Below are 25,923 nucleotides of genomic sequence, written 5' to 3' on the forward strand. Positions count from 1 at the left end.
CGATGCCTGCGAATATCCCGAATTTTCGCCCCTTGACAGCCCGAATGGTTAAGACCACTCTCCTCTCAACGGTTTACCAATAACTGACCAGTGGGAGGACCGATGAGGTACCGCCTCCTCGCCACGGCGGCCGCGTTCAGCCTCGCGCTCGCCGGATGCGGTTCGGCGTCCGAGCCCGGGACATCCGGAGAGACCGGCACGACCACGCTGACCGTGTGGTTCATGCGCGACAGCCTGTCGGACGCGATCGTGAAGCGGTTCACGGACGACTTCCAGCGGTCGCATCCCGGGATCGCCCTGAACGTCCAGATCCAGGAGTGGGACGGCATCGGGCAGAAGGTCACCAGCGCGCTCGCCAGCAAGGACGCCCCCGACGTCATCGAGGTCGGCAACACCCAGGTCGCCGAGTACGCCGCGAGCGGCGGGGTCAAGGACCTCACCGCCAAGATCACCGACCTGGGCGGCGCCGTCTGGCTGCCCGGCCTGGCCGAGCCGGGAAAGATCGACGGCAGGCAGTACGGCATCCCCTGGTACGCCGCCAACCGCGTGGTCATCTACAACAAGGACCTGTTCGCCAAGGCCGGCGTCACGACCCCGCCGAAGACCCGCGACGAGTGGATCGACGTCACGACCAAGCTGAACAAGGGCGGCGTGCAGGGCATCTATCTGCCCGGCCAGAACTGGTACACCCTCGCCGGATTCGTCTGGGACGAGGGCGGCGACCTCGCCGTCAAGGAGGGCGCCGGCTGGAAGGGCGTGCTCGACACGCCGCAGGCGCTCGCCGGGATGGCGTTCTACCAGCGCCTCCAGGGGCTCGGCAAGGGACCCAGGGACTCCGACGAGGCCAAGCCGCCGCAGGCCGACGTGTTCGGCAAGGGCGACGTCGCGCAGATCATCTCCGCTCCCGGCGGGGCGGTCGCGATCGAGAAGGCCAACCCGGACCTCAAGGGCAGGCTCGGTTTCTTCCCGATCCCCGGCAAGACGGCGGACAAGCCCGGCGCCGTCTTCACCGGAGGGTCCGACCTGATCATCCCCGAGGCGTCCGCCCACCCGGACGAGGCGTACGAGGTGGTCAAGGCCCTGGCCGGGGAGAGGTTCCAGCTCGACATGGCCAAGGAGATGAGCTACGTGCCCAACCGCACCTCGTACGCGGGGGTGCTGAGTGGCGACGAGGCCACGGCGGCGATGGCGGCGGGGGCCGCGGTCGGGCACGCCACGCCCAACTCGCCCAACTGGGCGGCGGTGGAGGCGAAGAACGTCATCAAGGAGTACATGACCAAGGTGCTCACCGGAGGCGACGCGGCCACCGAGGCGAAGGCGGCCTCCGAGGTGATCACCACGATCCTCAACACCGCGTCGTGACATGGCGCGCACCCTCGCCCGTACGGCGGCCCGTCCCGCTCCCCTGATCGGGGCGGGAACCCGCAGGAAGGGGGCGTTCTGGCCCTACCTGCTGGTGGCCCCGGCCCTGGCCGGCTTCGCGTGCCTGCTCGTCTATCCGCTGGCCCGCAGCGTCGTGATCTCCTTCCAGCACTTCCGGCTGGGCGAGCTGATCAGGGGCGGAGCGGACTTCGCCGGGCTCGCCAACTATGCCGAGGCCCTCGGCGGGCCGGAGTTCTGGGGGGTCGTGCGGCGCACGTTCCTGTGGACCGCCGCCAACGTCGTGCTCATCATGGTGATCTCCACGGCCGTCGCGCTGATGCTGCCGCGCCTCGGGCGGCGGATGCGGCTGGCGGTCATGAGTGGGATGGTGCTCACCTGGGCCACTCCGGTGCTCGCCGCGGCCACGATCTTCCAGTGGCTCTTCCAGTCGCGCCTGGGGGTCGTCAACTGGCTGCTGGCCGGCCTGGGCTTCGACTCCTTCCGCGACTACACGTGGTTCGCCCACGGCGGTGCGACGTTCGCGATCCTGGTCGCGCTGGTCGTCTGGCAGTCGGTGCCGTTCGCGGCGCTCACCCTCTATGCGGGGCTCACGACGATCCCCGGCGAGCTGTACGAGGCGGCCAGGATCGACGGGGCCGGGTCGTGGCAGGTCTTCGGCCGGGTCACGTTCCCGATCCTGCGCCCGCTGTTCGGCCTGATCACGTCGCTGGAGGTGATCTGGGTCTTCACCTGCTTCGCGCAGATCTGGGCGATCAGCAAGGGCGGCCCCGGAGGAGCCACGGCCACGCTGCCCGTCTACGCGTTCCAGATCGCGCAGTCGCTGCACCGGTATGACCTGGGGTCGGCCGTCTCCACGCTCACCGTGCTGATGCTGCTCGCGGTGCTGGTCGTCCACCTGCGCCGCATGTTCCGGGAGGAGAACGCATGAACCGGGCTGCACTCAACAGGGGCATGCTCAACAGGGGCATGCTCAACAGGGTCATGCTGAACGGCGCGGCCCTGGGCGTGCTGGCGGTGTCGGTGTTCCCCGTCTACTGGATGGTGATCACCGCGTTCAAGCCGACCGTGGACATCCTCACCGAGACCCCGGCGTTCTGGCCCGCCCGGCCGACCCTCGACCACTTCGCCACGGCCGTGGGCGCCGCGGGGTTCTGGACGTTCTGGCGCAACAGCCTGGCGGTCACCGTCAGCGCGGTGCTGCTCGCGCTGGCCGTGGCGCTGCCGTCCGCGTTCGCCGTGGCCCGGCTGCGCTGGTCGGGCCGGCGCGGGTTCCTCCTGATGGTCTTCGTCGCCCAGACCGCCCCCTGGTCGGCGCTGCTCGTGCCGGTCTACATCATCGCCCGCGACGCGGACATGCTCGACCGGCTGCCGACGCTGACGCTCGTCTACTTCGTCACGACGCTGCCGTTCACGATCGTGACGCTGCGCGGCTTCATCGCGGGGGTCCCGCGCGAACTGGAGGAGGCCGCGCTGATGGACGGGTGCGGCCGGGCCGAGGCGTTCCGCCGGGTGGTGCTGCCGCTGCTCGCGCCGGGCCTGATGTCCACGTCGCTGTTCGGCTTCATCACCGCCTGGAACGAGTTCGCCTTCGCCAACGCCCTCATGATCAAGGACCAGGGCGACCGTACGCTGCCGATCTGGCTGTCCGGGTTCGGCAACGTCTTCGGCATCGACTGGGGCGCCACCATGGCCGCCGCCACGCTGTTCATGCTTCCCGTCCTGCTCGTCTTCCTCGTGCTCCAGCGCCGCGTGTCCGCCGGGATGATCGCGGGCGCGGTGAAGGGATGACTCAGATGATGATTCCGCGGCCCCGCGAGGTGGCCGTGCTCGGGGGAACCGTCACGCTCCACGACGGCCTCGTACGGCACGCGCCCGACGATCCCCGGCTCGGGGCGGAGGGATATCGGATCGACGTCACCCCCGACGGCGCGGAACTCGCCGCCGGGGGGCCGGCCGGCCGCTTCTACGGCCTGCGCACGCTGGCGGCGCTCGGCCCCGAGGCGCCGCTGTGCCGGATCGCCGACCGGCCCGCGCACTCCTGGCGCGGGGTGATGCTCGACGTCGCCCGGCACTTCATGCCGAAGGACTTCGTGCTGCGGCTGATCGACCTGCTCGCGGTGCACCGGCTCAACCGGCTGCACCTGCACCTCACCGACGACCAGGGCTGGCGGCTGCAGATCAAGCGCTATCCCCGGCTCACCGAGATCAGCGGGGAGCACTACACCCAGGAGGACATCCGCGAGATCGTGTCGTACGCCGCCGACCGGTTCGTCACGATCGTGCCCGAGATCGAGATGCCGGGGCACGCCCAGGCGGCCATCGCCGCCTATCCCTGGCTCGGCAACCAGCCGTCGCGCCGCCTGCCGGTGCGGGACTCGTGGGGGATCAGCCCCCACGTGTTCAACCTGGAGGACGCCGCCATCGACTTCTGCCGCGACGTGCTCGACGAGGTCATGGACCTGTTCCCCGGCGAGTACGTCCACCTCGGCGGCGACGAGTGCCCGCCGGACGAGTGGGAGCGCAGCGAGGCGGCGCTGCGGCGGATCGCCGAGCTCGGGCTGCCGGGCCCCGACGCGGCGCGGGCGTGGTTCACCGCCACCGTCGGCGCCCACGTGGCCTCCCGCGGCCGGCGCCCGATCCACTGGTACGACGGCCCCGGATGGGCTCACGACGTGACCGCCATGACCTGGCTCGACCACGAGAGCGGCCCGCGGGCGGCGCTCGAAGGGTTCGACGTCGTGCTGGCCCCGCACACCAGCACCTACTTCGACTATCCCGCCGACGCCCCCGGCCCGCACGGGCACATGCTCTCCCTCGCCGACGTCTACGGCTACGCGCCGCCCGCGGCCCCGGAGGGCGCCACCGGCCGGATCCTCGGCGTGCAGTGCCAGCTCTGGACCGAATACATGCCCACGCCCGAGCACGTCGAGGCGATGGCCTTCCCCCGGCTGTGCGCCTTCGCCGAGGTGGCGTGGGGCACGGCGGGGGACTACCGCGATTTTCTGCACAGGCTCACCCCCCACCTGGAGTCCTTGGGCGTCCGGCCGGGGCCGGTCATCCCCTGACTCCCCACCCCCCACGCACCCCACCCCCCACGAAAGGAAGACTGCGGTGTCACGAAAGCTCTTATGGGCCGGTCTCGCGGCCGTCCTGCTGGCCGCGCCGGTCGTGGCTCTGCCCGCCGAGGCGGCCCAGTCGCTGCGCCTGCGCTACAAGACCAGCGCCACCGGCGCCACCGCCGACCAGGTGGAGCCGTGGTTCGACCTGGTCAACAGCGGGACCACGGCGGTGCCGCTGAACACCGTGAAGATCCGCTACTACTTCACCGCCGACTCGGCCGCCCAGCAGTACCGTTTCGCCTGCTCGTGGGCGGTCGTCTCCTGCTCGACCGTCACCGGCGCCTTCCAGACGATCTCGGGCACGGCCGACCGCTACCTTGAGGTCGGCTTCACCTCCGGCAGCCTGGCGGCCGGCGCCTCGACCGGCGACATGCAGCTGCGCTTCTACCGGGCCGACTGGCAGACGATCCGGCAGAGCGACGACTACTCCTTCGGCCCCGCGCGCACCACGTACGGCGACTGGGACAAGGTCGCGGTCTACCAGGGCGGCACGCTGGTCTGGGGCACCCCGCCCGCTGGCGTCACCGACCCCTCGCCGTCCCCGTCGCCCTCCGCCTCGCCCTCCACATCGCCGTCGCCGGGCGGGCCGGGCGGCGGCAGCGGGGTCGTCTTCGACGACTTCGCCTACTCCTCCTCGTCCGATCCGCAGATCACCGCGCACAACTGGACCGTGCGGACCAACAGCGGCGGCCCCGGCGTCCCCGGGGCGAGCTGGCCGGCGTCCAACGTGGGCTTCCCCGTCGTCACCGGCAGCAACCGGGCCCTGCAACTGCGGGCGGCCACCGACGGCACCGCCGGGGGCACCTCGCAGGCAGAGTTCCTGCACCAGCGCAAGTTCTTCGAAGGCACGTACGCCGCGCGGGTGAAGTTCGCCGACGCCCCCGACAGCGGACCTGACGGCGACAACATCGTCGAGACGTTCTTCACCATCACGCCCCTGGCGTACGACCTCGACCCGGACTACAGCGAGCAGGACTTCGAGTATCTGCCGAACGGCGGCTGGGGCGCGCAGGGCCCGATCATGTACACGACCACCTGGGAGACCTACCGCAACGAGCCCTGGCTCGCGGTCAACACGCACACCGAGCGCACGGCGAGCTACGCCGGCTGGCACGACCTCGTGCTGCAGGTCTCCGGCGGCACGGTCCGCTACTACATCGACGGCACGCTGTTCGCCGAGCACGGCGGCGACTACTACCCCGAGACCCCGCAGTCGGTGAACTTCAACCTCTGGTTCATCGGCGGCGGGCTGCTGGGCAGCGCCACTCCGCGCGTCTACACCCAGCAGGTCGACTGGTTCTACTTCAGCAAGAACGAGGTCGTGGCCCCGGCCGACGTCACCTCCAGGGTGAACGCCTTCCGGAGCGCCGGCACCACGTGGCAGGACACCGTGCCGATGCCATAAAACCCTGGCCCGGGTCCCGGCGGCGGCCGGGGCCCGGGCCCGGGTCCTTCAGCCGAGCAGGTCGGGGTCGGAGGCGAGGATCTGGTCGAGCAGGGGCTGGAAGTTGATCCAGCCGACGAGGTCGTTGCCGATCTGGCCGTGGGTGAGCTTGGCGTTCTCATGTGTGATGGGCACGGTCGGCCCGGCGGCCTTGGCAGCGAGCTGCGCCTGGCAGCTGCGTTCCATGGTGATGAACCACCAGGCCGCCGCCTCCACGCTGTCGCCCACGGTCAGCAGCCCGTGGTTGCGCAGGATCACCGCCTTGTGCGAGCCCAGGGCCTGCGCGATGCGGCGGCCCTCCTCGGTCTCCACGACCACCCCGGTGTAGTCGTCGAACAGGGCGTGGTCCTCGTAGAACGCGCACGCGTCCTGCGTCAGCGGTTCGAGCAGCGTGCCCAGCGCCGACAGGGCCTTGCCGTACACGGAGTGGGAGTGGGCGGCCGCGACCACGTCGGGCCTGGCCTGGTGGACCATCGAGTGAATGGCGAACGCCGCCTTGTTGACGTGATAGCGGCCCTCCACCACCTGGCCCTCGTGGTTGACCAGGATCAGGTCGCCGACCTTGATCTGCTTGAACGACATGCCGAACGGGTTCACCCAGAAGTGGTCGGTGTGCTCCGGGTCGCGGGCCGTGATGTGGCCGGCCACGCCCTCCTCGAAGCCGAACCTCCCGAACAGGCGCAGCGCCGCCGCGAGCCGCTCCTTGCGGTGCCGCCGCTCCTCCTCCACGGTCTCGAACGCCGGCGGCATCCGGAAGGCGAGCTGGTCGGCGGGCACGGGCTGCAGGTCGGACAGGCTCATCGCGACTCCCAGGGCTGGTGAGGCTTCACCCGTCCAGCGTGTCCGCCGCCGCCGTCTCCTGTCCATGCCGGAACCGAATCTTCTTCGGTGCCTCCGAGGACTTCGGTCCTGCCGAACCGGGCAGTGGAGGCGGACCGAATCCGCGTAAGGTGCATGCAACGCGAGCGACAGGAGGTACCGATGCGGTTGGAGGCGGTCTTCTTCGACGTCGGAGAGACCCTGGTGGACGAGACCCGCGAATACGGCACCTGGGCCGACTGGCTGGGCGTTCCGCGGCACACCTTCTCCGCCGTGTTCGGCGCCGTGATCGCACGCGGCGGCGACTACCGGGAGACCTTCCGGCATTTCCGGCCCGGATTCGACCTCCACACCGAGCGCGAGCGCCGGGCCGCCGAAGGCCAGGCCGAGACGTTCGGCGAGGAGAACCTCTATCCCGACGCCCGCCCCTGCATGGCCGAGTTACGGGAGATGGGGCTGCGCGTCGGCCTCGCCGGCAACCAGACCGCCCGCGCCGAGACCATCCTGCGCGCCCTCGGCCTGCCCGTGGACGTGATCGGCACCTCCGACGGCTGGGGGGTGGAGAAGCCGGACGCGTCCTTCTTCGACCGCGTGGTGACGGAGGCAGGCTGCCCGGCGGATTCCGTCCTCTACGTGGGCGACCGCCTCGACAACGACATCCGGCCCGCCCAGAAGGCCGGGCTGCGCACCGCCCTCGTACGGCGGGGGCCCTGGGGCCACATCCTCCGCGACGAGCCGGTGGAACGGGCGTGCCTGTTCCACCTCGACTCGCTGGCCGAGCTGCCCGCCCTGATCCGCAAGCACAACGGCGACTGATCGCTCACCCGGCCTCGGTGAGGTCGACCGAGGCGGCCAGGTCCGCCGCCACGCCGAGCAGGTTCCGTACGGCCTGCCGGTCGCGGGCGGGGTGCCAGGCCATGACGGTCACCGCCTGTTCGCCGGCGAGCGGCACGAAGACGACCCCCGAGCGCCGGAGGCTGTGCGCCGACCGGGCGAGCCGCGTGACGCCGACACCGGCGGCGACCAGGCCGAGCAGGCTCGGCACGCCCTCGGCCCGCTGCACCACCCGCGGCTCGAAGCCCGCCGCGCGGAAGTCCTCGTCATACTTGCGATGCCACGGCTCCCATGAGCCGCGCGGCGTGAGCACCCACGGCTCCCCGGCCAGATCGGCGAGCCGCAGCTCGGCCCGCCCGGCGAGCGGGTGGCCCTCCGGCAGGACCGCGCAGACGGGCTCGGTGACCAGCGGCGCGGTCACCAGGTCGTCGACCAGCGGCGGCCGGGTGAACGCGGCGTCATACCGGTCCTCGCGCAGGCCCGCCACGAGGCCGGCGATCGCGACGGCCTCGGCGAGCAGTTCGACGTCCGGATAGCGTTCGCGGAACGCGCGGACGACCGGCGGCATCATGTAGTTCGCGGTCGAGATGAGGAATGCCACCCGCAGCCTGCCGATCTCGCCGCGCACCGCCCTGCGGGCGGTCTCCAGGGCCGCGCCCGCGTGCGTGAGAACGGCCCGCGCCTCGGGCAGGAACATACGGCCGACCTCGGTCAGGCGCGTGCCCCGGGTGTCGCGGTCGAACAGCCGCCCGCCGAGGGCGTGTTCGAGCGCCGCGATCTGCTGCGACAGCGACTGCTGGGCGATGTGCAGCTCCCGCGCGGCGACGGTGAAGCTCAGATGCTCGGCCACGGCGACGAAATACCGCAGATGACGCAGCTCGGGGGTCACAGGCTCTGACTGTAACCCCCGCAGGGAACGTGTGTTGGCCGCGCGGGGCTCGCTCCGGCAAGAGTGGTCGCACTGATCACGAGAACGAGGAGTGGGGATCATGACCGGACGGGTGTGGTTGATCACCGGATGCTCGGCGGGCTTCGGCCGGGCGATTGCCGAGGCCGCGCTTGCGGCGGGAGACCGGGTGATGGCGACCGCGCGACGGCCCGAGACGCTGGCGGACCTGGTGGAAGCGGGCGGCGGTCGCGTGCGCGCGGCGCGGCTGGACGTCACCGACACCGCGTCGATCGATCTCGCCGTGGCCGAGACCCTGTCGGCCTTCGGCCGGATCGACGTCGTGGTGAACAACGCCGGCCACGGGTCGGTGGGGGCCGTCGAAGAAATCGACATGACCGACCTGCGTGCGCTGATGGAGGTCATGTTCTTCGGGGCGGTGGCCGTGACCAAGGCCGTCCTGCCGCATCTGCGCCGGCAGGGGAGCGGGACGATCGTGCAGATGAGCTCGATGGGCGGGCAGCTCAGCATGCCGGGGTTCGGCGCCTACTGCGCCGCCAAGTTCGCCCTGGAGGGACTGTCGGAGGCGCTCGCCGCCGAGGTCGCGCCCTTCGGCGTACGGGTGCTGATCGTGGAGCCGGGCAAGTTCCGCACCGAGTTCGGCGGCCGGCGCATGCACCGCTCGCAGCCCATCGACGCCTACGAGATGTCGGCGGGCGCGACCCGGGCGTTCGTGGACGGGATGGACGGCACCCAGCCGGGAGACCCGGCCAAGGCGGCGCAGGCGATCCTCCAGGTCGTCGACCACGCCGACCCTCCGCTGCGGCTCGCCCTGGGCGACGACGCGGTGGACGCCATCCGCGCCCACCACGAGTCGCTCCGCGCAGACCTGGACCGCTGGGAGAAGCTCAGCCGCGCGACGAACCTCTAGAGTTGCCCGGGTGACGGCTGATCACGACATCGATCTCGTGCCGCTGCTCGGCCGGGCATGGGAAACGGTGGACCACCGGGATGCGCTGGCCGAGATCGTCAGGCTCGGCTGGACGCCGTGCGGGGTGGGCGACTGGGCCGTCGGGCTGCGTTCGCCGCGGGGCCTGCTCGCGGTGCGGATATGCCCCTTCGACCCTGCATACCCGGCATTCCTGGAGTTGTGCCGCCGCTGCCCCGGCAACCCGTACCTGCCGCAGGTGTCGCTCACCGAGGCGCTCGACGGCGGCGGCTCGCTCACGGTCCTGGAGTTCCTGGCCCCCGCCGAGGAGGCCGAGGCGGCGGCGGTCGCCCGGCGGTGGCGCGAGGGGACGGGCGACGAGGCGTTCGACGCCGTGCGGACCACCGCCCACGCCGTGGACGAGGAATGGCGGGTACGGATGCCGTGGTGGGACGGGATCGACCTCAACAGCGGCAACGTCCGCCGGGCGGTGGACGGGAGGATCGTGCTCGTCGACGTGTTCTGCATGGACGGGGCGTCGCTCTACCGCCAGGTGCTCGACGACTCCGCCGTAGTGCGCGAGCGCCTGTCCGCCGCCGCGACGCGCCACCTGTTGGACATCCCGTTCATCGCCCGCGAGAGCTCCCCGGCCGAGATCGAGGCGCTGCGCGCGGCGTGGCGGGCCGGCGATCACCCCGTCTCGGGGCTCACAGGCGGGAGACCTGGTAGTGGCCGATGCGCCAGCCCTCCTCCGTCCGCTTCACCAGCACGCTGAGATAGACGTGCAGGGTGGGACGGTCGGTGAAGGAGAAGACGACGGCCAGATAGCCGAGGACGAGGCCGTCGGCGGGGGCCGCGGTCTCCAGGACGCGGTACGCGGCCGTCAGCCCGGGCGGCTGGGAGTCGTAGTAGGCGGCGATCCCCGGCCTCCCTACGGTGTAGGGGCGCAGCCCCTGGAAGATCGCGTCCTCCGTGAACAGGGCCGCGACCCGCTGCGGCTCGTGGGCGTCGACGCCGGCCCTCCACCGGTCGAGGACGTCCCTCAGAATCGTTTCCCTGTCGTCGTCGCTGCTCATCAGACGTCTCCTGTCGGTGAGGCCGGGGATCGCGGATCAGTGGCCGGCGCTCATGCCGCCGTCGACGTGGAGGATCTCGCCGGTCACGAAGGGGGCGGTCTCCAGGTAGACGACCGCGTCCGCGACGTCGCCCGGCTCGCCCATCCGCCCCACCGGCTGCAGCGCCGCGAGGGCCTCGTGGGTCTCCTCGGGGTGCATGGGGGTCTTGATGGAGCCCGGTGAGACGGCGTTGACGCGGATGCCGCGCGTGGCGTACTCGATGGCGAGCGATTTGGTCGCGGACTGCAGGCCGCCCTTGGTCAGCGAGGCCAGCACGGACGGCACCCGGGAGTCGGCGTTGTCGACCAGGCTGGTGGTGATGGTGACGACGTGGCCGCCACCCTGGGTCAGCATGCGCGCGACGGCGAGCTGGGTGATGTGGAAGAAGCCGTCGAGGTTCACCCTGGTCACAGCGGCGTAGTCGTCGGGGGTGTAGTCGGTGAACGGCTTGGCGACGAAGATGCCCGCGTTGTTGACCAGGGTGTCCACCCGGCCGAACCGCTCGACGGCCGCGGCGATCGCGCGTTCGGCGGTGGCGGGGTCGGCGACGTCGCCCTGGACGGTGAGGACGCCGGGGTCGTCGGAGGGCGCGATGGCGCGTGAGACGGCGACGACGGCGTAGCCCAGCTTGCGGTAGGCCGTGACCAGCGCGGCGCCGATGCCCTGCGACGCGCCGGTGACGAGGGCGACCTTCTGCTGCGGAATGCTCATGATGATCCTTCCAGAGGGAGCCGGTTGATTACTAGTCAACCGGTCGTCTATTTACACGTGTGAACGTAGGCCGCTGGAGAGGCGAAGTCAAAGCATCATCGGGCGTCGGCCGGAACCGGAATGCTCCCAGCTGATAGGCGCAGGCTCCTACAGGTCCGCGAGCCTGGTCTGGCGGTGCGGATCGTCCCTGGGCAGCCAGGCGTCCGGGCCGTCGACCCCGAAGTGGCCGTCGGCGCGGAGCGCCTCCACGACGGCGAGCACCGAGGCGCGGACCTCCGAGCGGCGCCACACCAGCGACCAGGTCCAGTAGATCTCCGGCGCGACGACCGGGCGCCGTACGAGGTCCGGCGGCAGCGGGGTGGTCTGGCCCTTGGGCGAGTTGATGATCGGGCGGCGGCCGCGGCGCACGTGGTCGAAGAACCCCGGGCCGGTGATGCCGCCGTCGGAGATGCGGACGGCGGTGGCCCCGGTCTCGCCGGCCAGCTCCTCGGCGTACGCGTTCCAGGACGACCAGGAGGTGGTGTCGGCGTCGAGCAGGATGCCGGTGTCGCGGGCGGGAATCTCGGTGCTGTCCCGGCCGGTGGCCACGGCGTAGAGGCGGTCGGCGCCGATGAGCTGGGCGTGCAGGCCGCGCCGCTCCAGATCGCCGGTGCGCAGCCAGCAGATCGCGAGGTCCAGGCCGCCTTCGGAGACCCGGGCGGCCTGGGTGTGCGAGGGCGCGACCCAGGCGTCGACGTGGACCTGCGCCACCGCTGCCGTACGCGTGGTCAGGTCCGGGGGCAGCCAGTTGACGTAGCCGAGCCGCACCGGTTCCGATCCGGCCAGCCGGCGGGCCCGGTGCCGGAGGTCGTCGGCGCGTTCCAGCAGGGCCCGGGCGTCGGACAGCAGGGCGAAACCCGCAGGGGTGAGGGACACCGAGCGGCGATCCCGGTCGAACAGGCGCACGCCCAGGTCGCGCTCCAGCGCCTTGATCTGCTGGGACAGGGAAGGACCGGCGATGAGCAGGCGCCTGGCCGCGTTGCCGAAGTTCAGCTCCTCGGCGACCGCGACGAAATACCGCAACTGGCGCAGCTCCATGCTGGCCATGGTAGGTAGCGCCTACCAGTGCCGCCCGGAGGGGCGGGGGTCAGAGACCGCGGGCCATCTCGGCGCGGGCGCCGAGCAGCGCCAGGCAGTTGGCCCACAGAGGGCCGAGCCGCTGCGTGTCGTTGTAGAGCTTGGCGAACAGAACGTGCCCCTCCAGCTGGGCCACCACCGACCGCGCGGCCTCCCGGGTGTCGGCCACGGTGGCATCCCCACGCGCCTGGGCCTCGACGACGACCGCCTCGATCATGTCGACCTGCGCGTCGAAGATCTCCTGCAGCCGGCCGCGGATGGCTTCGGTCTGGTTGCTCATCTCCAGAGTGAGATTGCCGAACAAGCAGCCCGAGACGGTGCCGCAATCGCGTTGCCCGGCACGCTGGGCGGCCCGGGTCGCCTCGAACAGCCGGCGCAGACGTTCCAGCGGCTCCCCCTCGCCGGACAGGATCCGCCTCCAGTCCCGCTCCTGGTCGGCCCAGTGCTCGTCGATGACCGCCAGAGCGAGGGCTTCCTTGGTCTCGAAGAAGTAGTAGAAGCTGCCCTTGGGCACACCGGCCGCCTTGCAGATCTCCGCCACGCCCAGGGCGGAGTAACCACGCAGCTCGATGAGCGTCCGGGCGGCGCCGAGAATCTTCTCCTTGGCATCGCTGGTCCGTCCCATGCCATCAGTATACGACCGGTCGTATAAAATGCCCGGGTTGGCCGACGGTCGCGTGAGGGGGTCCGTCGTCACATCGTAAGTTCGGGGTGCCGCGACCGGCCGAGGTCGGTCAGCCGTTCGTCCAGCGCCCGCGTCTGCGCGGCGGGCGGCAGGACCTGCAGCACGCGGCGGACACGGTCGTGCCCGATCGCGTACCACTGGTCGTCGAGCGCGTCGACCGCCTGCCTGAGGTGTTCGGCGGCCTGGTCGCCGTCGGCGGGGGCGTGGGCGGCGGCGAGGTCGGCGAGCAGCACCGAGCGCTGCTTGCCGCCGTTCGGGCCCAGGTCGTCGAGCGCCTTGCGCAGCCTGCGGGTCGCCTCCTCGTGGTGGCCCGCCGTCAGCGCGCTGTAGCCGGCGAACCCGTCGAGCCTCGCCCGCTCGAAGAAGTCCAGCCACGGGGGGTCGTCGCCGTCCGCGTCCACCATCTGGTCGGCGCGGTCGATGTGGCGCATGCACTCCTTCGGCTCGCCGCAGCGGGCCGAGATCTCCGACGCCACGCAGTGCAGCCACGCCCGGGTGAGCGGGCCGACGCCGTGCCAGGCGTGCGCGAACGCCGCGTCCAGCAGGCCCAGGGCGTCCGTACGGTTGCCCTCGAACCCCGGCACGAACGCCGCATGGGCGAGCACGGCGGCGGCGAGCGGATGGTCGCCGCACTCCCGGGTGGCCGACAGGGCCATCCGGTACAGCCGCGCGGCGGTGGGGCCGTCGTCGAGGTCGAAGAAGGCGACCCTGCCCGACAGCAGGGCCGAGCGCGCGGCCGCCTCGGCCAGCGTCTGCCTGACCGCTCCCTCCGGCGCCGCCCGCAGCAGGCTCATGCCGAGTCGCGTGTGCGCGACCGACGCCTGGAAGATGTCGTCCGGCGGCGAGGTCCAATAGAGGGCGGCCTGCTTGTCGACGACGCGGGCGAACGCCTCGGCCGACTCGGCGTCGACCCCGCGTCCTCGTTCCACCGCCGCGGGAAGACGCTCGCCGCCCTCGCCGAGGAGCGGAGCGAGCACGCCCGCGCCGAGAAGCCCCCGCAGGAACGTGGAGCGGTCGATGCCTTCTGCGACGATCATGCTCAGCAGCCTCCGTATCTCGTCCACCACCTCCGTGACCGGCCGTATGGCCATCTCGTCGGGGGTGAGCAGTCCCAGCTCGCTCGCGGGCTTGTCGAAAATCGTCACGAGGTGCTTGCGGTAACGCGGATCCGGCCACCGCTCGCCGGTCTCCCACCGACGCACCGTGTTGGCCGTCAGGCCGGTGTCCTTGTCGTCGCACGACCGCATGGACGCGCGGATGCGCTCGCACAGCTCCTCGTAGGACCACCCGCGCTGCAGGCGTTCCCACGCGAGCCGGCGGTTCGGCGGATGGCGGTGGTTGGCCGGCATGTCGCACCCCTCCTCGCACGACCGCAAGCACGCTGTGTCAGCGTGACACGCTGACACTACGGGAGATTTTGTGTTCGCGCGGCTACTGGCTGTGATTGGACGTCCTCTGGCTGATACTCCAACCGCTTCAAAAGCGCTTAGCTTGGCCCACTTCCGCGAGCAGCCGTTGGAGATGGGTGACATGACCACGTTGGAGGACATCGCACGGGTCCATACGGGCTGGATCATCTGGCGGTCGGACGTCGGCCGCTGGTGGGCGACCAGGCGCGGCGCGGTGGACCTCGAAGCGATCCGCATGGGATGCGCGATGACGCTCGACGCCGACGATCCCGAGGCCCTCGCCGCCGCCCTGGACGCACAGGCCGAGCTGACCGCCGAGTTCGCCGCCGACGCCGGGTGACCGGGACCCTCCGGTACGGTCGGCGACCGCACCGGAGACGGTCCGTGAGACAACGTGAACCGCGCAGGCGCCGTCACCGGTGCCTGCGCGTCGCACTGCCTGCCCTCCGCTGCTCGGGTGAGCAGGTCAGGCCAGCAAATCAGGCCAGCAAATCAGGCCAGCAGATCAGGCCGCAGTACCTCCGCCTGGAGGACGCGCTCGATCTCCTTCTCGTCCGCATTGTGTCCCGTCTGCCGCCGCAGCTCCTTCCGTACGGCGTCGAGGATCACCGGAGTGAGGAGGACGCGTACGAGGGACTTCGGGGCCGTCGCCGCGCGGGCCTTCCACAGGTCGTCTATCAGGCGGCGCTTGAACGCCTCCTTGCTGAGGTAGAAGAGCGCGTCGGCCTTCCCGGTCAGACCGCCGTCGTCGAGGAGATCGACCTGCAGGGCCAGGTCGATGACGACGGGAAGACCGCCGGTGAGGTGGTAGACCTGCCACACCTGCCCATTCGTCAGCACCATCCATTCGAGGCCCTCGTTCACCGCGTACATCTGCACCTGCCGCAGGTGCTTGACGCCCAGTTTCTGCGTGCACCGCTTGACCTCGATGAAAGCGGCGAGCTGCTTGTCCACCCGGATGCCGTAGTCGGCGAATTCCCCTTTGACCTGATATTCGGTCGTGAGGTCTTCGTATTTGTCGTATCCCAGCCCCTCGCAGAGGAAATCGGTGACGAGGAGCCGGGTGTCGCCCTCGTTGGCGTCGCGGGCGATGAGGTCGCTGAGCGGCTTGCCGTACCGGCGGATCGCCGTGCGAATCCGATTGCGCGCCTCGGATTCCCATTTCGGCATGGTCCGTGGCGTGGATGCCTTCCGGATCCCGCGTGCGTCGCTGTCATCCCTGGTGACGGCTGGAGTCGCCTCGGATGTGGCAAGGGCCTCGGACGTCTGGTCGCTCATCGGATGCGCCTTCTCCTCGCTGCGGTTCGGGTCATCGTGTAGTCACGGGTGTAACGGTGTTGGACGCGTTTCCGCCTCCAAATGGTTACCACTGTAAATATCTGTTCAGCAACAAATAGCGATGCCCGCTATTTCCGGCCACTTCGTGCTTTATTGGGAAATGTCTCCATAAAAGGAGGATGCAGGGCGCCGCTCGGTGCCGGTGCCGGTGCGGGCGCTCTGGGCGGGCGGGAGCACTCGGCCGCCGGCGGCCGGTGCTGCCTGTGCGGGTCTGGTAGGGGGTTCCCGCTTCGCTTGCGTGTCGCTATAGTGCAAAGTGCAATAAAGCGATGGGGGAGTGATGGCGCGGGGACGGGCGGACAGGGACCTGGTCGGGCTGACGGTGCTCGCCCTGCTGTCCGTACGGCCCGCGCACCCCTATGAGCTGCACCGATTCGTCATCGACACGCACAAGGACTACATCGGCGGCCTGCCGCGCAGCCTCTATCACGCGGTCGACCGGCTGGCCCGCGAGGAGCTCATCGTCCCCGTCGAGACCAGCAGGGAGGGCCGCAGGCCCGAGCGAACGGTCTATCAGGTGACCGACGAGGGGCGGGCCGAGCTGAGCAGCCGGCTCCGCCGCCTGCTGGAGCAGCCGGACGGCGACACCAAGGTCTTCCTGGCCGCGGTGTCGTTGATGGGGTGCCTTCCGGTCCCCGAGGCGGAGCGGGCGCTGAGCACCCGCGTCGCCACGCTGGAGGGCGCCATCGTCGCCGCCGACGCGCACATCGCGGCGCTCGCCGGCTCCGGCCTGCCGCGCGTGCTGGTCCTCGAAGTGGAGTACGACCGGGCGATGAAGGCGGCCGAACTGGAGTGGGTCCGCGCGACCCTCGCCGAGATCCGGTCCGGCCAGGTTTCCTGGAGCGCCGATTCGAACGCCGGGCAGCTCGACCCACAGTGACGCGCCGGCCGGATGCGCCAACATCCGGCCGGCGCCGGACCCGACCACCCGCGAAGCGGCCGATCAGGACTCGCACCCCAGAGGATAGGCGGCTTCGCGGTCATCCGAGAGGAGCCGCACGACATGTCCGACGACATCAACCGCCTGCTCGACGCGCTGATCACGGCCTGGAACGGCGGGGACGCCGCCGCCTTCGCGGGGCTGTTCACCGAGGACGCCGACTACGTGACGTACTTCGGGGCCCGCATGGAGGGCCGGCAGGCCATCGAGGACAGCCACAGGGCGCTGTTCGAGGGGCCGCTGAAGGGATCCCGGCTGGGCGCGCCCGCCGTCGCGCCGCCGCTGCGGAAGATCCGCCTCCTGAGCCCGGACGCGGCGCTGGTCGTGACCACCGGGGGATCGGCCCTGCCGGACGGCACGGCCGATCCGGGCCGTGATTCGATCATGACGTTCACCGCCGTCAGGGAGGTCGGCGGCTGGCGCTTCGCGTCGTTCCACAACACCCGGATCGGCACGCCGTGACGTCCGCGGGAACCCTCCTCGTCGAGGTTCGCGGCATCGTCGAGGCCCCGGTCGAGCGGGTGGCGGGCCTGCTCCTGCACGTACGGCCGGGGCCGGTGGGACGCGACAACTGCTTTCCGTTCGCCGAGCACGGCGGAACGCTCACGGGCGGGCCGGACCGCTTCGTCCTCGCCGCGCCCGGCCACTCGATGACAGTGGAGGTGGGGCGGGACCTGCTGGCCGCGCAGGGCGGCTGGTGGTGGCGGGGCGAATACCGCCTCGCACCCGACCCCGCCGGCACGCTGCTGGTGCACCAGGTCCGCAACGTGGCCGAGCGGCTGAGGTGGGGAGTGCCTCTCGCCAACGGGTTCTTCCGGCGGCTCGGCCCGCAGACGCGCGACGGCTTCGCCGCGCTGCTCGACCGGGTGGGCGCCGAGCTGGGCTGCCCGGTGCGCCTGCTGGACAAGCGGTGAAGACGTCCCGGAGCGGATGCGCCCGCGCTCCGTGCGCAAGTGACCTCCGTCACATCGGGTGATGTCACGTCTGAGCGATCGGCGGTGTCCTGAGGGCATGACCGAACACAAAACGCTCCACAAGGTCGTGGTCATCGGTGGCGGTTACGCCGGAACGCTGGCGGCCAACCGCCTGCGGGCGCGCGATGACGTCGTCGTCACCCTGGTCAACCCCCGCCCGGAGTTCGTGGAACGCATCCGGCTGCACCAGTACGTGGCCCGCACCGGCGACGCCACGATCGACTACGGCACGCTGCTCGGCGAGGGTGTCCACTTGGTCGTCGACAAGGTCACGCGCGTCGACACCGCCGCGCGCAGGGTGGTCAGCCTCGGCCGGCGCGCGGGGATCCGGCAGCTGGCCCGCAAGGACGACACCGCGGTGAACGTCTTCATCGGCGGCCGCATGGGCGCGGTGATCAAGGAGGTGACCTGCAAGTTCGTGGTGGCCAAGCGGATCCGCCTCGAGGCGCGCAGGCCGGGTTCCATGACCTGGCCCACGGGCGGCCCGCGTCTTGAGCGGCCGGCCTCCGCCGCGCGGGTGGTCATCTCCCCGTGAGCACCGACGAGCATGCCGAGCGGTTCATCCTGTTGCGGCCGCTGCTGTTCACGATCGTCTACGAGATCCTCGGCTCGGTGACCGAAGCCGACGACGCGCTGCAGAACAGCTATCTGCGGTGGGCAGAAGTGGACCTCGCGACGGTGCGGGACACCAAGTCCTATCTGGCACAGCTGGTGACCCGGCAGGCGCTCAACGCCGTGCGGACGAGCGCGCGCCGTCGCGAGGACTACATCGGCTCGTGGTTGCCCGAGCCGCTGCTGCTCGACGAGAACGACGCGTCGAGCGATGTGCTGCTCGCCGAGTCGGTGTCGATGGCGATGCTCGTGCTGCTCGAAACACTCACCCCCGATGAGCGTGCGGTGTTCGTGCTGCGCGAGGTGTTCGGCTTCGACTACCACGACATCGCCACAGCGGTGGGCAAATCCGCGGCGACGGTGCGCCAGGTGGCGCACCGCGCCCGCGAGCACGTACGGGCCCGGCGTAAGCGCTTCGAGCCCGCCGACGCCGCCACGACCGCGCGGATCACCGAGCGGTTCATGACCGCGGCGTCCACCGGCGACCTGGAGGGGCTGCTGTCGCTCCTCGCGCCCGACGTCACCTGGACCGCCGACAGCGGCGGCAAGACCACCGCGGTGCGCCGGCCGGTGGTGGGCGCGGAGAAGGTGGCCGCGGTCCTCATGAACCTGTTCCGCCAGGAGCGGCTGGCGGGGCTGCGGATCGAGAGGGTCAACTGCAACAACACCCCTGCGATGGTCCTCGGCGGCGAGCGCCTGGAAGGCGTGTTCCTGATCGAGATCGCCGATGAGAAGATCACCAACTTCTACGCCGTCCGCAACCCGGACAAGCTTCTCGCGGTGGCGGCCCCGCGCCGGATCAGCCGCTAGGAGCAGGCGGCAACGCGACCCGGTGACCCTGGAGACCCTCCGCACGGCCTTGGCCAAGATCGCTGGGACGGATTTCGGAATGCGACTCGCCACGCTGGCCACCCGGGCCGGTCCGGGCCCGGGACGTCAGCCCTTCTCCGCGCCCTCGTTGGCCCCGCGTACGAAGTAGCGCTGGAACACCACGAAGATGACCGCCACCGGGATGGTGGCGAGCACGGCGGCGCCGAGCTTGAGCGGATACTGCGTGCCCTTGCCGAGCGAGCCGCTGACCAGGTCGGCGATGCCGCGCGGCAGCGTGAACAGCTCCGGGCTCTGCACCGCCACGAGGGTGTGCGCGAACTCGTTCCAGCTCCCCTGGAAGGAGATGATCGTGAGGGTGATCAGGGCCGGTCGAGCCATCGGGAGCACCACCGACCAGAACGTCCGCCACACCCCCGCGCCGTCGATGCGCGCGGCCTCCTCCACGCTCACCGGGACCGATTCGAAGAACTGCTTCATGATGAAGACGCCCGCGGCGTCCACGATCAGGGGCAGCACCAGCGCCGTGTAGCTGTCGTACAGGCCGAACTGGTTGAGCACCAGGAACTTCGGCACGAACAACACCACGGGCGGCACGGCCATGACCCCGATGACGGCGGAGAACAGCGCCTTTCGGCCGCGGAAGCGGATACGCGCCAGCGCGTACCCCGCCATCGAGCACAGCAGCACCCGCCCCGCGGTGACCAGGATCGTCACCAGCACCGAGTTGCCCAGCCAGAGCGGCAGGTCGGTGTTGAGGAAGACCTTCTCGTAACCGCTGGTGGAGAAGGGGTGGGGGACGGGCGACAGCGCGTCGGCGGCGGCGTCGGGCTCGGTCTTGAACGAGTTCGCGACCTGGATCACGAACGGATAGAGGAAGACCAGCGCGAAGAAGACCAGCACGAAGTAGCCCGCGAAGGTGGACGCGAGCGAGCGGGAGTCCCGGCGTTTCACGGTCACGACCTCCTCGTACGGCGGGCGGGGTCGCGGTCGCGCATGATCCACCGCTGGAGCAGCGCGAGCACGACGATGATGGCGAACAGCACGAACGAGATGGCCGTCCCGGAGCCGTACTCGAAGCTGCGGAAGGCCGTCTGGTAGGACAGGAAGGCCGGGGTGAGCGTGGTCTTGGCCGGGTTGCCCTGGCTCATCACGTAGACCTGGTCGAAGACCTGCCAGGTGGCGATGAGGCCGAGCGTCAGCACCAGGAACAGCGTGGGCTTCAGCAGCGGGAGCGTGATGTGCCGGAACCGCTGCCGGCGCCCGGCGCCGTCGAGCATGCCGGCCTCCTCCAGCGTGACCGGGATGTCCTGGAGCGCGGCCAGGAACATCAACATGAACGTTCCAGAGGTCGTCCAGACGACCAGCATGATGATCGTGCACATCGCCACGCTGGGCCCGGACAGCCACTCCCACCACGAGAGCCCGAACGGCCCGCCGTCCGTCAGCGCCGCCGGCGGATTGTCGGGGTCGGCCAGGCCGAGCCCGCCGAGCAGCAGGTGGAGCACGCCCCGCGAGTCGGAGAACCACTGCGGGCCGTCGATCCCGAACACCTTCAGCAGGCTGGTCACCGCGCCGGAGTTGGCGAAGATGAACAGGAACACCACGCTGATCGCCACCGAGCTGGTGACCGAGGGGAAGAAGAACGCGGCGCGGAAGAACGTCTTCCCCTTCAGCATCCTGCTGTTCACGATCAGGGCGAGGCCCAGCGCCAGCACCGTCTGGGCCGGCACGACGATCGCGACGTAGTAGAAGTTGTTGCGGATGCTGGTCATGAAGTCCTGGCGGGCCAGGCCGTCCTCGGTGAACAGCCGCGTGTAGTTCTCCGTCCCGACGAACGGCACGCCCGGGCGGAACGGGCTGCCCTGGCCGTTCCAGTCGGTCAGGCTGACCCACATCGCCATCAGGATCGGCAGCAGCAGGAACAGGCCCAGGATCACCACCACCGGCGCCACGAACAGCCAGCCCGCGATATTCTCCCGCACGGCCGCGCTCAGCCGGGGCCCGGGCCGCGGGGCCCGTGGGGCCGCGGGCGCGGGGGCGGGTGCGGTGTCGGCCACGGTGTCGGCCAACGGTCACTCCTTCCGGTCGGCGGGGCCCCGGCCGTGACCGGCCGGGGCCCGCACCGGCTCGCGTCAGCCGAGGGCGGCCTGGGTGTTCTTCTGCACGCGCTCCAGCAGCGCCTTCGGGTCACTGGAGGTGAGCTTCTGGATGCCGGTGTCGAAGTCGGCCAGGACGCTGTCCATCTTCGGCGCGTTGACCGGGCCCTGGGCGTAGTCGGCGCCGTTCACGAACGGGGCGTCGGCGGGGAACTCCTTGGTGTAGGCGTCCTTCGCCGACTGCCGCGAGGGCATGACGCCGAAGGCCCGGGCGAAGGCCATCTGCTGGTCGACGGTGGTCATCGCCTCGACGAAGTCGATCGCCTGCTGCTTGAACCTGCTCTTCGCGGAGACGCCCCAGCAGTTGGTGAACGACAGCGTGCCCTTGCCCTTGGGACCGGCCGGAAGCTCGTGCACGCTGTACTTCACGTCGGGGAAGTCGGCCTTCAGCGCGCCCTTGATCCAGTTGCCCTCGATGGTCATCGCGGCCTTCCCCTTGCCGAACGCCTCGCCGCCCCAGCCCGCGTCGAGCCGGCTCGGGAACTGGGCGAGCTTGTCCTTGAGCAGCGACTGGACGTACTGCAGGGCCGTGAGGTTCTCGGGGCTGTCGGCCGTCGCCTGCTTGCCGTCGGGGCTGGTGATCCAGCCGCCCGCCTGCACCATGAACGCGCCGACGCGGTCGCGGGTGTCGGCGATCGCGAGCGGCGTGACGCCCTTGGCCTTGAGCTTCTCGCTCACCTCCCTGAGCTGGTCCCAGGTCGTCGGCACGTCGCCCTCGCCCAGCCCGGCCTTGGCCCACATGTCGTCGTTGATCACCAGGGCGAGGGTGGAGAAGTCCTTCGGCGCGCAGTAGAACGTGCCGTCGTAGGTGAACGTGGTGCGCAGGCTCGGGTAGAAGTCCGACGCCCCGGTCAGCTTGTCGGCGTACGGCTCCAGCGCGCCCACGCTGGCGTAGTCGGCGAACCGGGAGGCGTCCACGTAGAACACGTCGGGCGGGTTGTCGCCCGCGAACGCCTGGCCGAGCTGCTGGGCGAGGTCCTGCGCCGGGGTCACGGTCGCCGTCGAGCCCGACTTCTGCGCCCAGGCCGCGGCGGCGTCCTTCACCGCGGTGGTCTCCGCGTCGCCGGAAGACCCGATAAGGATCTGCAGCTCGGCCGGGCCGGCGCTCTGCCGGGCGGGAGCGGCCGCCTTGTCGTCGTCGAAACCGCTGCCGCAGGCGGCCGTGGCGAGGAGAGCGGCGCAGGCGGCGCCGAGCACCGCCGTACGTACGGTTCTGTTCTTCATGAAGGTTCCCGATCTTCGTTGAGGGGGATGACGCGCCGGTTCACGCCGACTGGCGGACGACCAGCGAGGGTTCGAGCAGCACGTTCGCCGGCGGTTCGCCGGGCTTCGCCTGGCCGTCGAGGAGTGTGGTGAGCAGCGCCACGCAGTGCGCGGCGGCCTGCGCCAGCGGCTGGCTCAGGCTGGTCAGGCCGACCGCCTTGGCCACCGGCGTGTCGTCGAAGCCGATCACCGCGACCGGCCGTTCCGCCGCCCCGCCGCCGGGTCCTCTGCCGGGCTGCCAGGCGAGGCCGGGGGAGCGGGCGGCGTGCAGCGCGCCGAGCGCGAGCGAGTCGCTGGCGCAGACGAGCGCGGTCACCCCGAGATCCGACCGCAGCAGGTCGTAGGCGGCCTTCTCGCCGTCGGCGACCTCGTCGCTGGTGGCCCGGCTCAGGCCGGTGGGGTCCACGCCCGCCGCGGTGAGCGTGCGCGCCCAGCCCTCGCGGCGGTCGTCGCCGACCCCCGAGCCGGGCGGCCAGCCGAGGAAGCCGATCGCGCGGTGGCCCGCGTCGAGCAGGTGCCGGGTGGCGGCGGCCGTGCCGGCCGCGCCGTCCACGTCCACCCACAGGTGCTTCGGGGAGTCCGAGCTCCAGGGGCGGCCGAATGTGACGAACGGCACCTTTTGGTCCAGCAGCCAGGCCGTACGCAGGTCGCCGTGGTGGGTGCTGGTCAGCACGAACGCGTCCGGCTCGTACGCGCCGAGCAGGTCCTCGAACGTGTCGACCTCGGCCCGATCGTCGTCGGCCGTGTAGAGCAGCACCCGGTAGCCGGACCGCGCCGCCGACTCGGTCAGGCCGTGCAGGAAGCGGTCGAGGACCGAGCCGTTGATGCCGTCGCGGTCGGGCTCGATGCGGATGGCGATCAGCCGGGACCGGCCGGTGCGCATCTGGCGGGCGGCCTGGTTGACCCGGTAGCCCAGCTCCTCAACCGCACGCAGCACCCGCTGCCTGGTCTCCTCGCGGACGACGCCGGGGCTGTTCAGGGCGTTCGAGACCGTCTGGCGTGATACGCCGGCGCGCCGGGCCACGTCGGCGATTGTCACCTTTTCGGCCATGATCCGCCCTTCTAGGGGTTTGAACGTTCAAGGAGGCGTACGGCATGATTAGATCGATCAAAATAAACTGAATGTTTCGCAATGTGCACCCCCGGCGACCACATGTCAAGGTCAAGGCCGGGACGATTCGATTCAGGAGGGCCCTTCGGTGCTCGTCGGAACCACGCCCGGTCCGGGCGGCGCGTTCGCCGCCGGTGCGGCGTACCGCCTGCAACCGCCGCTACACGAGCTGGTCGGCACCGTCATGGCGCCGACCGGAGCGCTGAGCGGCGCTGACGGCCAGATCCGCCCCTTCGGCGTCCAGGGGCTCTTCCACGCCGACCATCGGGCGCTGTCACAGGCGACGCTGCTCGTCAACGGCCACGAGCCCGAGGCCATCGGCCACGTCCACGAGGAGGCCGGGCGCACCCGGTTCGTCTCGCTCGCCCGCTGGCTCGGCGACCCCCAGCCCGACCCCACGGTGCGGCTCGAACGCGTCCGTGAGGTCGGCGCGCGCGGCATGAGCGAGCGCGTGGAGATCACCTCCACCGCCACGGTGACCGTGGTCGCGTCGGTCACCGTCGAGCTGGGCTGCGACTTCGCGCCGATCGAGGTGGTCAAGTCGGGCGGCGAGATCGTCCCCGCCGAACCCGACGGCCCGGACCCGGCTCGTACGGACGGCGCGGGCCGCGGCGGCCTGTCGTGGCGGAGCGGGGGCATCCGGGTCACGGCCGCGGGTGAGGACGCCCGCGCGGAGACCGGCGGCGGCGCCCGGCTGCGCTGGGAGCTGAGCCTGCCCCCAGGCGGGACGGCGACGCTGCGCTGGGAGGCCGTCGTGGACGACCCCGCCGCCGTCGTCGTGACGCCGGCCAGGACGCTGGAGTGGAGCAGGCCCGAGGTCACCGCCGCCGACCGGCGGCTGACCCGGCTGCTGCACCAGTCGCTGGAGGACCTGCGGTCGCTGCGGCTGGCGGAGATCGGCGCCCCCGAGGACACCTTCCTCGGTGCGGGGGTGCCGTGGTTCCTCACGCTCTTCGGGCGCGACAGCCTGTGGGCCGCCCGGATGCTGCTGCCGCTCGGCACCGACCTCGCCGCCGGCACGCTGCGGGTGCTCGCCCGCCGGCAGGGCACGCGGGTGGATCCGGCCTCGGGCGAGGCACCGGGCAAGATCATGCACGAGCTGCGACGGCGCGAGTTCACCGTCGAGGGCAACGGCCTGCGGCTGCCCGCGGCCTACTACGGCACGATCGACGCCACCCCCCTGTGGATCAGCCTCCTGCACGACGCCTGGCGGTGGGGGATGCCCGAGCGCGAGGTGGCGGCGCTGCTGCCGCACATGGAGGCCGCGCTCGGCTGGCTCGCGGACTTCGCCGACCCCGACGGCGACGGGTTCGTGGAATACATCGACACCTCCGAGCGCGGCCTGGCCAACCAGGGCTGGAAGGACTCCGGCGACTCCATCCGGTTTCGCGACGGGAGCCAGGCCAAGCCGCCGATCGCGCTCGTCGAGGTGCAGGGCTACGCGTACGAGGCGGCGAGGAACGCGGCGTCGCTGCTGGAGGCGTTCGGCCGTCCCGGCGCCGAGCGGTGGAACGCGCACGCCGACGCGCTGTCGGAGCGGTTCCGCGCCCAGTTTTGGGTTGACGGCCCGAACGGGCGCTTCCCCGCGCTCGCGCTCGACATCGACAAGCGGCCGGTGGACGCGCTGACCAGCAACATCGGCCACCTCCTCGGCACCGGCCTGCTGTCGGAGGCGGAGTCGGCCCAGGTCGCGGACCTGCTGGCCGCCCCGGCGATGAGCGGCGGCTACGGGCTGCGCACGATGTCGTCCGGCGACGGCGGCTTCAGCCCGCTGTCCTACCACTGCGGCTCGATCTGGGCGCACGACACCGCGATCGTGCTCGGCGGCCTGGCCAGGGCCGGGTTCGCCGCGCAGGCGGCCGGGCTCGCCGAAGGGCTGCTCGCCGCCGGAGAGGCGTTCGGCTACCGGCTGCCCGAGCTGTACTCCGGGGACGGCGCCGGCCCGCACCCGGCCTTGGGCAGGCCCATGCCCTACCCGGCGGCCTGCCGTCCCCAGGCGTGGTCGGCCGCCGCGGCGGTGGCGATCGCGCACGCGGCGCTGGGCCTCTATCCCGACGTGCCGGCCGGGCGGGTGCTGCTGCGGCCCATGGCCGGGGCGCCCCTCGGCGCGGTGTCGGCCCGGGGGCTGCGGGTGGCGGGCGCGGAGGTGAGCGTCGCCGTGGACGCGGCCGGGCGCGCCACCGTCACCGGCCTGCCGCCGGGCCTGAACCTCGACGTACGGTGACGGCCCGGCCACGACTCCTGGCATG

Annotated in this window: 27 protein-coding genes; 15 read left to right on the forward strand and 12 right to left on the reverse strand. The window is 71.1% G+C overall.

Annotated elements, in window-relative coordinates:
• Positions 1 to 102: 102 nt before the first annotated feature.
• From FLX08_RS07380 to FLX08_RS07400, 5 genes are read left to right on the forward strand one after another with little or no spacing between them, the layout of a single operon-like run.
• On the forward strand, positions 103 to 1,362 hold the full coding sequence (locus tag FLX08_RS07380) for an extracellular solute-binding protein (RefSeq protein WP_142617454.1): 1,260 nt from the start codon (positions 103 to 105) through the stop codon (positions 1,360 to 1,362).
• Position 1,363: 1 nt separating this feature from the next.
• A complete protein-coding gene (locus FLX08_RS07385) occupies positions 1,364 to 2,311 on the forward strand; it encodes a carbohydrate ABC transporter permease (protein WP_142617455.1) in 948 nt (315 codons plus the stop codon).
• The gene (locus FLX08_RS07390) at positions 2,308 to 3,171 is read left to right on the forward strand and encodes a carbohydrate ABC transporter permease (protein ID WP_142617456.1); all 864 of its coding nucleotides are present in this window, start codon (positions 2,308 to 2,310) and stop codon (positions 3,169 to 3,171) included. Before FLX08_RS07385 ends, FLX08_RS07390 begins: the two co-directional genes overlap by 4 nt.
• 5 nt (positions 3,172 to 3,176) lie before the next feature.
• A complete protein-coding gene (locus FLX08_RS07395) occupies positions 3,177 to 4,448 on the forward strand; it encodes a beta-N-acetylhexosaminidase (protein WP_142617457.1) in 1,272 nt (423 codons plus the stop codon).
• 46 nt (positions 4,449 to 4,494) lie between these two features.
• Positions 4,495 to 5,907: a cellulose binding domain-containing protein gene (locus FLX08_RS07400; protein ID WP_142617458.1), complete on the forward strand. Its 1,413-nt coding sequence runs from the start codon at positions 4,495 to 4,497 to the stop codon at positions 5,905 to 5,907.
• A gap of 48 nt (positions 5,908 to 5,955) precedes the next feature.
• Here FLX08_RS07400 and FLX08_RS07410 read toward each other — a convergent pair whose 3' ends face one another.
• Positions 5,956 to 6,747 (reverse strand): class II aldolase/adducin family protein, encoded by a 792-nt coding sequence (locus tag FLX08_RS07410; RefSeq protein WP_142617459.1) that lies wholly within the window; start codon positions 6,745 to 6,747, stop codon positions 5,956 to 5,958.
• A 180-nt stretch (positions 6,748 to 6,927) separates the two neighbouring features.
• On the opposite strand from FLX08_RS07410, the gene FLX08_RS07415 reads away from it, so the two are divergent.
• Positions 6,928 to 7,581: an HAD family hydrolase gene (locus FLX08_RS07415; protein WP_142617460.1), complete on the forward strand. Its 654-nt coding sequence runs from the start codon at positions 6,928 to 6,930 to the stop codon at positions 7,579 to 7,581.
• A 4-nt stretch (positions 7,582 to 7,585) separates the two neighbouring features.
• Here the strand turns inward: FLX08_RS07415 and FLX08_RS07420 are convergent, their stop codons facing one another.
• A complete protein-coding gene (locus FLX08_RS07420; protein ID WP_142617461.1) occupies positions 7,586 to 8,488 on the reverse strand; it encodes a LysR family transcriptional regulator in 903 nt (300 codons plus the stop codon).
• A gap of 100 nt (positions 8,489 to 8,588) precedes the next feature.
• Here FLX08_RS07420 and FLX08_RS07425 point away from each other — a divergent pair, with 100 nt between their 5' ends.
• On the forward strand, positions 8,589 to 9,416 hold the full coding sequence (locus tag FLX08_RS07425) for an oxidoreductase (protein WP_142617462.1): 828 nt from the start codon (positions 8,589 to 8,591) through the stop codon (positions 9,414 to 9,416).
• Between the two features lie 10 nt (positions 9,417 to 9,426).
• Entirely contained in the window at positions 9,427 to 10,188 is a 762-nt protein-coding gene (locus tag FLX08_RS07430; protein WP_142617463.1) for a hypothetical protein, read from the forward strand.
• On the opposite strand, the gene FLX08_RS07435 is transcribed toward FLX08_RS07430, so the two are convergent.
• The 5 genes from FLX08_RS07435 to FLX08_RS07455 form a co-directional block, all read right to left on the reverse strand.
• The gene (locus FLX08_RS07435) at positions 10,121 to 10,489 is read right to left on the reverse strand and encodes a YybH family protein (protein WP_142617464.1); all 369 of its coding nucleotides are present in this window, start codon (positions 10,487 to 10,489) and stop codon (positions 10,121 to 10,123) included. The two genes, FLX08_RS07430 and FLX08_RS07435, sit on opposite strands and share 68 nt — an antisense overlap.
• 36 nt (positions 10,490 to 10,525) lie before the next feature.
• Entirely contained in the window at positions 10,526 to 11,239 is a 714-nt protein-coding gene (locus tag FLX08_RS07440; RefSeq protein ID WP_142617465.1) for an SDR family NAD(P)-dependent oxidoreductase, read from the reverse strand.
• A 147-nt stretch (positions 11,240 to 11,386) separates the two neighbouring features.
• Entirely contained in the window at positions 11,387 to 12,316 is a 930-nt protein-coding gene (locus FLX08_RS42895) for a LysR family transcriptional regulator (RefSeq protein ID WP_208761304.1), read from the reverse strand.
• A 49-nt stretch (positions 12,317 to 12,365) separates the two neighbouring features.
• Entirely contained in the window at positions 12,366 to 12,980 is a 615-nt protein-coding gene (locus tag FLX08_RS07450) for a TetR/AcrR family transcriptional regulator (RefSeq protein WP_142617467.1), read from the reverse strand.
• Positions 12,981 to 13,048: 68 nt separating this feature from the next.
• The gene (locus FLX08_RS07455) at positions 13,049 to 14,389 is read right to left on the reverse strand and encodes a helix-turn-helix domain-containing protein (RefSeq protein WP_142617468.1); all 1,341 of its coding nucleotides are present in this window, start codon (positions 14,387 to 14,389) and stop codon (positions 13,049 to 13,051) included.
• A 181-nt stretch (positions 14,390 to 14,570) separates the two neighbouring features.
• Between FLX08_RS07455 and FLX08_RS07460 the strand changes: the two genes are divergently transcribed.
• Positions 14,571 to 14,789, forward strand: a complete 219-nt coding sequence (locus FLX08_RS07460) for a hypothetical protein (protein WP_142617469.1) — start codon at positions 14,571 to 14,573, stop codon at positions 14,787 to 14,789.
• Positions 14,790 to 14,941: 152 nt separating this feature from the next.
• Here the strand turns inward: FLX08_RS07460 and FLX08_RS07465 are convergent, their stop codons facing one another.
• On the reverse strand, positions 14,942 to 15,619 hold the full coding sequence (locus FLX08_RS07465) for a type I restriction enzyme HsdR N-terminal domain-containing protein (RefSeq protein ID WP_167530305.1): 678 nt from the start codon (positions 15,617 to 15,619) through the stop codon (positions 14,942 to 14,944).
• A gap of 448 nt (positions 15,620 to 16,067) precedes the next feature.
• On the opposite strand from FLX08_RS07465, the gene FLX08_RS07470 reads away from it, so the two are divergent.
• The 5 genes from FLX08_RS07470 (at position 16,068) to sigJ (ending at position 19,123) form a co-directional block, all read left to right on the forward strand.
• A complete protein-coding gene (locus FLX08_RS07470; RefSeq protein ID WP_142617471.1) occupies positions 16,068 to 16,667 on the forward strand; it encodes a PadR family transcriptional regulator in 600 nt (199 codons plus the stop codon).
• A gap of 123 nt (positions 16,668 to 16,790) precedes the next feature.
• A complete protein-coding gene (locus tag FLX08_RS07475; RefSeq protein WP_142617472.1) occupies positions 16,791 to 17,189 on the forward strand; it encodes an SgcJ/EcaC family oxidoreductase in 399 nt (132 codons plus the stop codon).
• Entirely contained in the window at positions 17,186 to 17,641 is a 456-nt protein-coding gene (locus FLX08_RS07480; RefSeq protein ID WP_142617473.1) for a hypothetical protein, read from the forward strand. Before FLX08_RS07475 ends, FLX08_RS07480 begins: the two co-directional genes overlap by 4 nt.
• Before the next feature lie 97 nt (positions 17,642 to 17,738).
• Positions 17,739 to 18,236: an FAD-dependent oxidoreductase gene (locus FLX08_RS07485; RefSeq protein WP_142617474.1), complete on the forward strand. Its 498-nt coding sequence runs from the start codon at positions 17,739 to 17,741 to the stop codon at positions 18,234 to 18,236.
• Entirely contained in the window at positions 18,233 to 19,123 is an 891-nt protein-coding gene (gene sigJ / locus FLX08_RS07490; RefSeq protein ID WP_142617475.1) for an RNA polymerase sigma factor SigJ, read from the forward strand. The genes FLX08_RS07485 and sigJ overlap by 4 nt, the downstream gene beginning before the upstream one ends.
• A gap of 126 nt (positions 19,124 to 19,249) precedes the next feature.
• Here the strand turns inward: sigJ and FLX08_RS07495 are convergent, their stop codons facing one another.
• From FLX08_RS07495 to FLX08_RS07510, 4 genes are all read right to left on the reverse strand, one after another.
• Entirely contained in the window at positions 19,250 to 20,101 is an 852-nt protein-coding gene (locus tag FLX08_RS07495; RefSeq protein WP_244312472.1) for a carbohydrate ABC transporter permease, read from the reverse strand.
• The gene (locus tag FLX08_RS07500; RefSeq protein ID WP_244312473.1) at positions 20,098 to 21,213 is read right to left on the reverse strand and encodes a carbohydrate ABC transporter permease; all 1,116 of its coding nucleotides are present in this window, start codon (positions 21,211 to 21,213) and stop codon (positions 20,098 to 20,100) included. The genes FLX08_RS07495 and FLX08_RS07500 overlap by 4 nt, the downstream gene beginning before the upstream one ends.
• Positions 21,214 to 21,276: 63 nt before the next feature.
• Positions 21,277 to 22,524 carry a sugar ABC transporter substrate-binding protein gene (locus FLX08_RS07505; protein WP_142617477.1) on the reverse strand — a complete coding sequence of 416 codons (1,248 nt, stop codon included), beginning with the start codon at positions 22,522 to 22,524 and terminating at the stop codon, positions 21,277 to 21,279.
• A gap of 40 nt (positions 22,525 to 22,564) precedes the next feature.
• Complete coding sequence (locus FLX08_RS07510) at positions 22,565 to 23,614, reverse strand: LacI family DNA-binding transcriptional regulator (RefSeq protein WP_142617478.1); 1,050 nt, start codon at positions 23,612 to 23,614, stop codon at positions 22,565 to 22,567.
• A gap of 148 nt (positions 23,615 to 23,762) precedes the next feature.
• Here FLX08_RS07510 and FLX08_RS07515 point away from each other — a divergent pair, with 148 nt between their 5' ends.
• Entirely contained in the window at positions 23,763 to 25,898 is a 2,136-nt protein-coding gene (locus FLX08_RS07515; RefSeq protein WP_244312474.1) for an amylo-alpha-1,6-glucosidase, read from the forward strand.
• The last annotated feature ends 25 nt before the right edge of the window (positions 25,899 to 25,923 follow it).

The sequence above is a fragment of the Microbispora hainanensis genome, from assembly GCF_006874475.1.
GTDB lineage: Bacteria > Actinomycetota > Actinomycetes > Streptosporangiales > Streptosporangiaceae > Microbispora > Microbispora hainanensis.

What these genes read in the sequence shown, in the direction of transcription:
- FLX08_RS07380 (WP_142617454.1), top strand. Translation starts at nt 103, where the DNA reads ATGAGGTACCGCCTCCTCGCCACGGCGGCCGCGTTCAGCCTCGCGCTC.
- FLX08_RS07385 (WP_142617455.1), top strand. Translation starts at nt 1,364, where the DNA reads ATGGCGCGCACCCTCGCCCGTACGGCGGCCCGTCCCGCTCCCCTGATC.
- FLX08_RS07390 (WP_142617456.1), top strand. Translation starts at nt 2,308, where the DNA reads ATGAACCGGGCTGCACTCAACAGGGGCATGCTCAACAGGGGCATGCTC.
- FLX08_RS07395 (WP_142617457.1), top strand. Translation starts at nt 3,177, where the DNA reads ATGATGATTCCGCGGCCCCGCGAGGTGGCCGTGCTCGGGGGAACCGTC.
- FLX08_RS07410 (WP_142617459.1), bottom strand. Translation starts at nt 6,747, where the DNA reads ATGAGCCTGTCCGACCTGCAGCCCGTGCCCGCCGACCAGCTCGCCTTC.
- FLX08_RS07415 (WP_142617460.1), top strand. Translation starts at nt 6,928, where the DNA reads ATGCGGTTGGAGGCGGTCTTCTTCGACGTCGGAGAGACCCTGGTGGAC.
- FLX08_RS07425 (WP_142617462.1), top strand. Translation starts at nt 8,589, where the DNA reads ATGACCGGACGGGTGTGGTTGATCACCGGATGCTCGGCGGGCTTCGGC.
- FLX08_RS07435 (WP_142617464.1), bottom strand. Translation starts at nt 10,489, where the DNA reads ATGAGCAGCGACGACGACAGGGAAACGATTCTGAGGGACGTCCTCGAC.
- FLX08_RS07440 (WP_142617465.1), bottom strand. Translation starts at nt 11,239, where the DNA reads ATGAGCATTCCGCAGCAGAAGGTCGCCCTCGTCACCGGCGCGTCGCAG.
- FLX08_RS42895 (WP_208761304.1), bottom strand. Translation starts at nt 12,316, where the DNA reads ATGGAGCTGCGCCAGTTGCGGTATTTCGTCGCGGTCGCCGAGGAGCTG.
- FLX08_RS07450 (WP_142617467.1), bottom strand. Translation starts at nt 12,980, where the DNA reads ATGGGACGGACCAGCGATGCCAAGGAGAAGATTCTCGGCGCCGCCCGG.
- FLX08_RS07455 (WP_142617468.1), bottom strand. Translation starts at nt 14,389, where the DNA reads ATGCCGGCCAACCACCGCCATCCGCCGAACCGCCGGCTCGCGTGGGAA.
- FLX08_RS07460 (WP_142617469.1), top strand. Translation starts at nt 14,571, where the DNA reads ATGACCACGTTGGAGGACATCGCACGGGTCCATACGGGCTGGATCATC.
- FLX08_RS07465 (WP_167530305.1), bottom strand. Translation starts at nt 15,619, where the DNA reads ATGCCGAAATGGGAATCCGAGGCGCGCAATCGGATTCGCACGGCGATC.
- FLX08_RS07470 (WP_142617471.1), top strand. Translation starts at nt 16,068, where the DNA reads ATGGCGCGGGGACGGGCGGACAGGGACCTGGTCGGGCTGACGGTGCTC.
- FLX08_RS07475 (WP_142617472.1), top strand. Translation starts at nt 16,791, where the DNA reads ATGTCCGACGACATCAACCGCCTGCTCGACGCGCTGATCACGGCCTGG.
- FLX08_RS07485 (WP_142617474.1), top strand. Translation starts at nt 17,739, where the DNA reads ATGACCGAACACAAAACGCTCCACAAGGTCGTGGTCATCGGTGGCGGT.
- FLX08_RS07505 (WP_142617477.1), bottom strand. Translation starts at nt 22,524, where the DNA reads ATGAAGAACAGAACCGTACGTACGGCGGTGCTCGGCGCCGCCTGCGCC.
- FLX08_RS07510 (WP_142617478.1), bottom strand. Translation starts at nt 23,614, where the DNA reads ATGGCCGAAAAGGTGACAATCGCCGACGTGGCCCGGCGCGCCGGCGTA.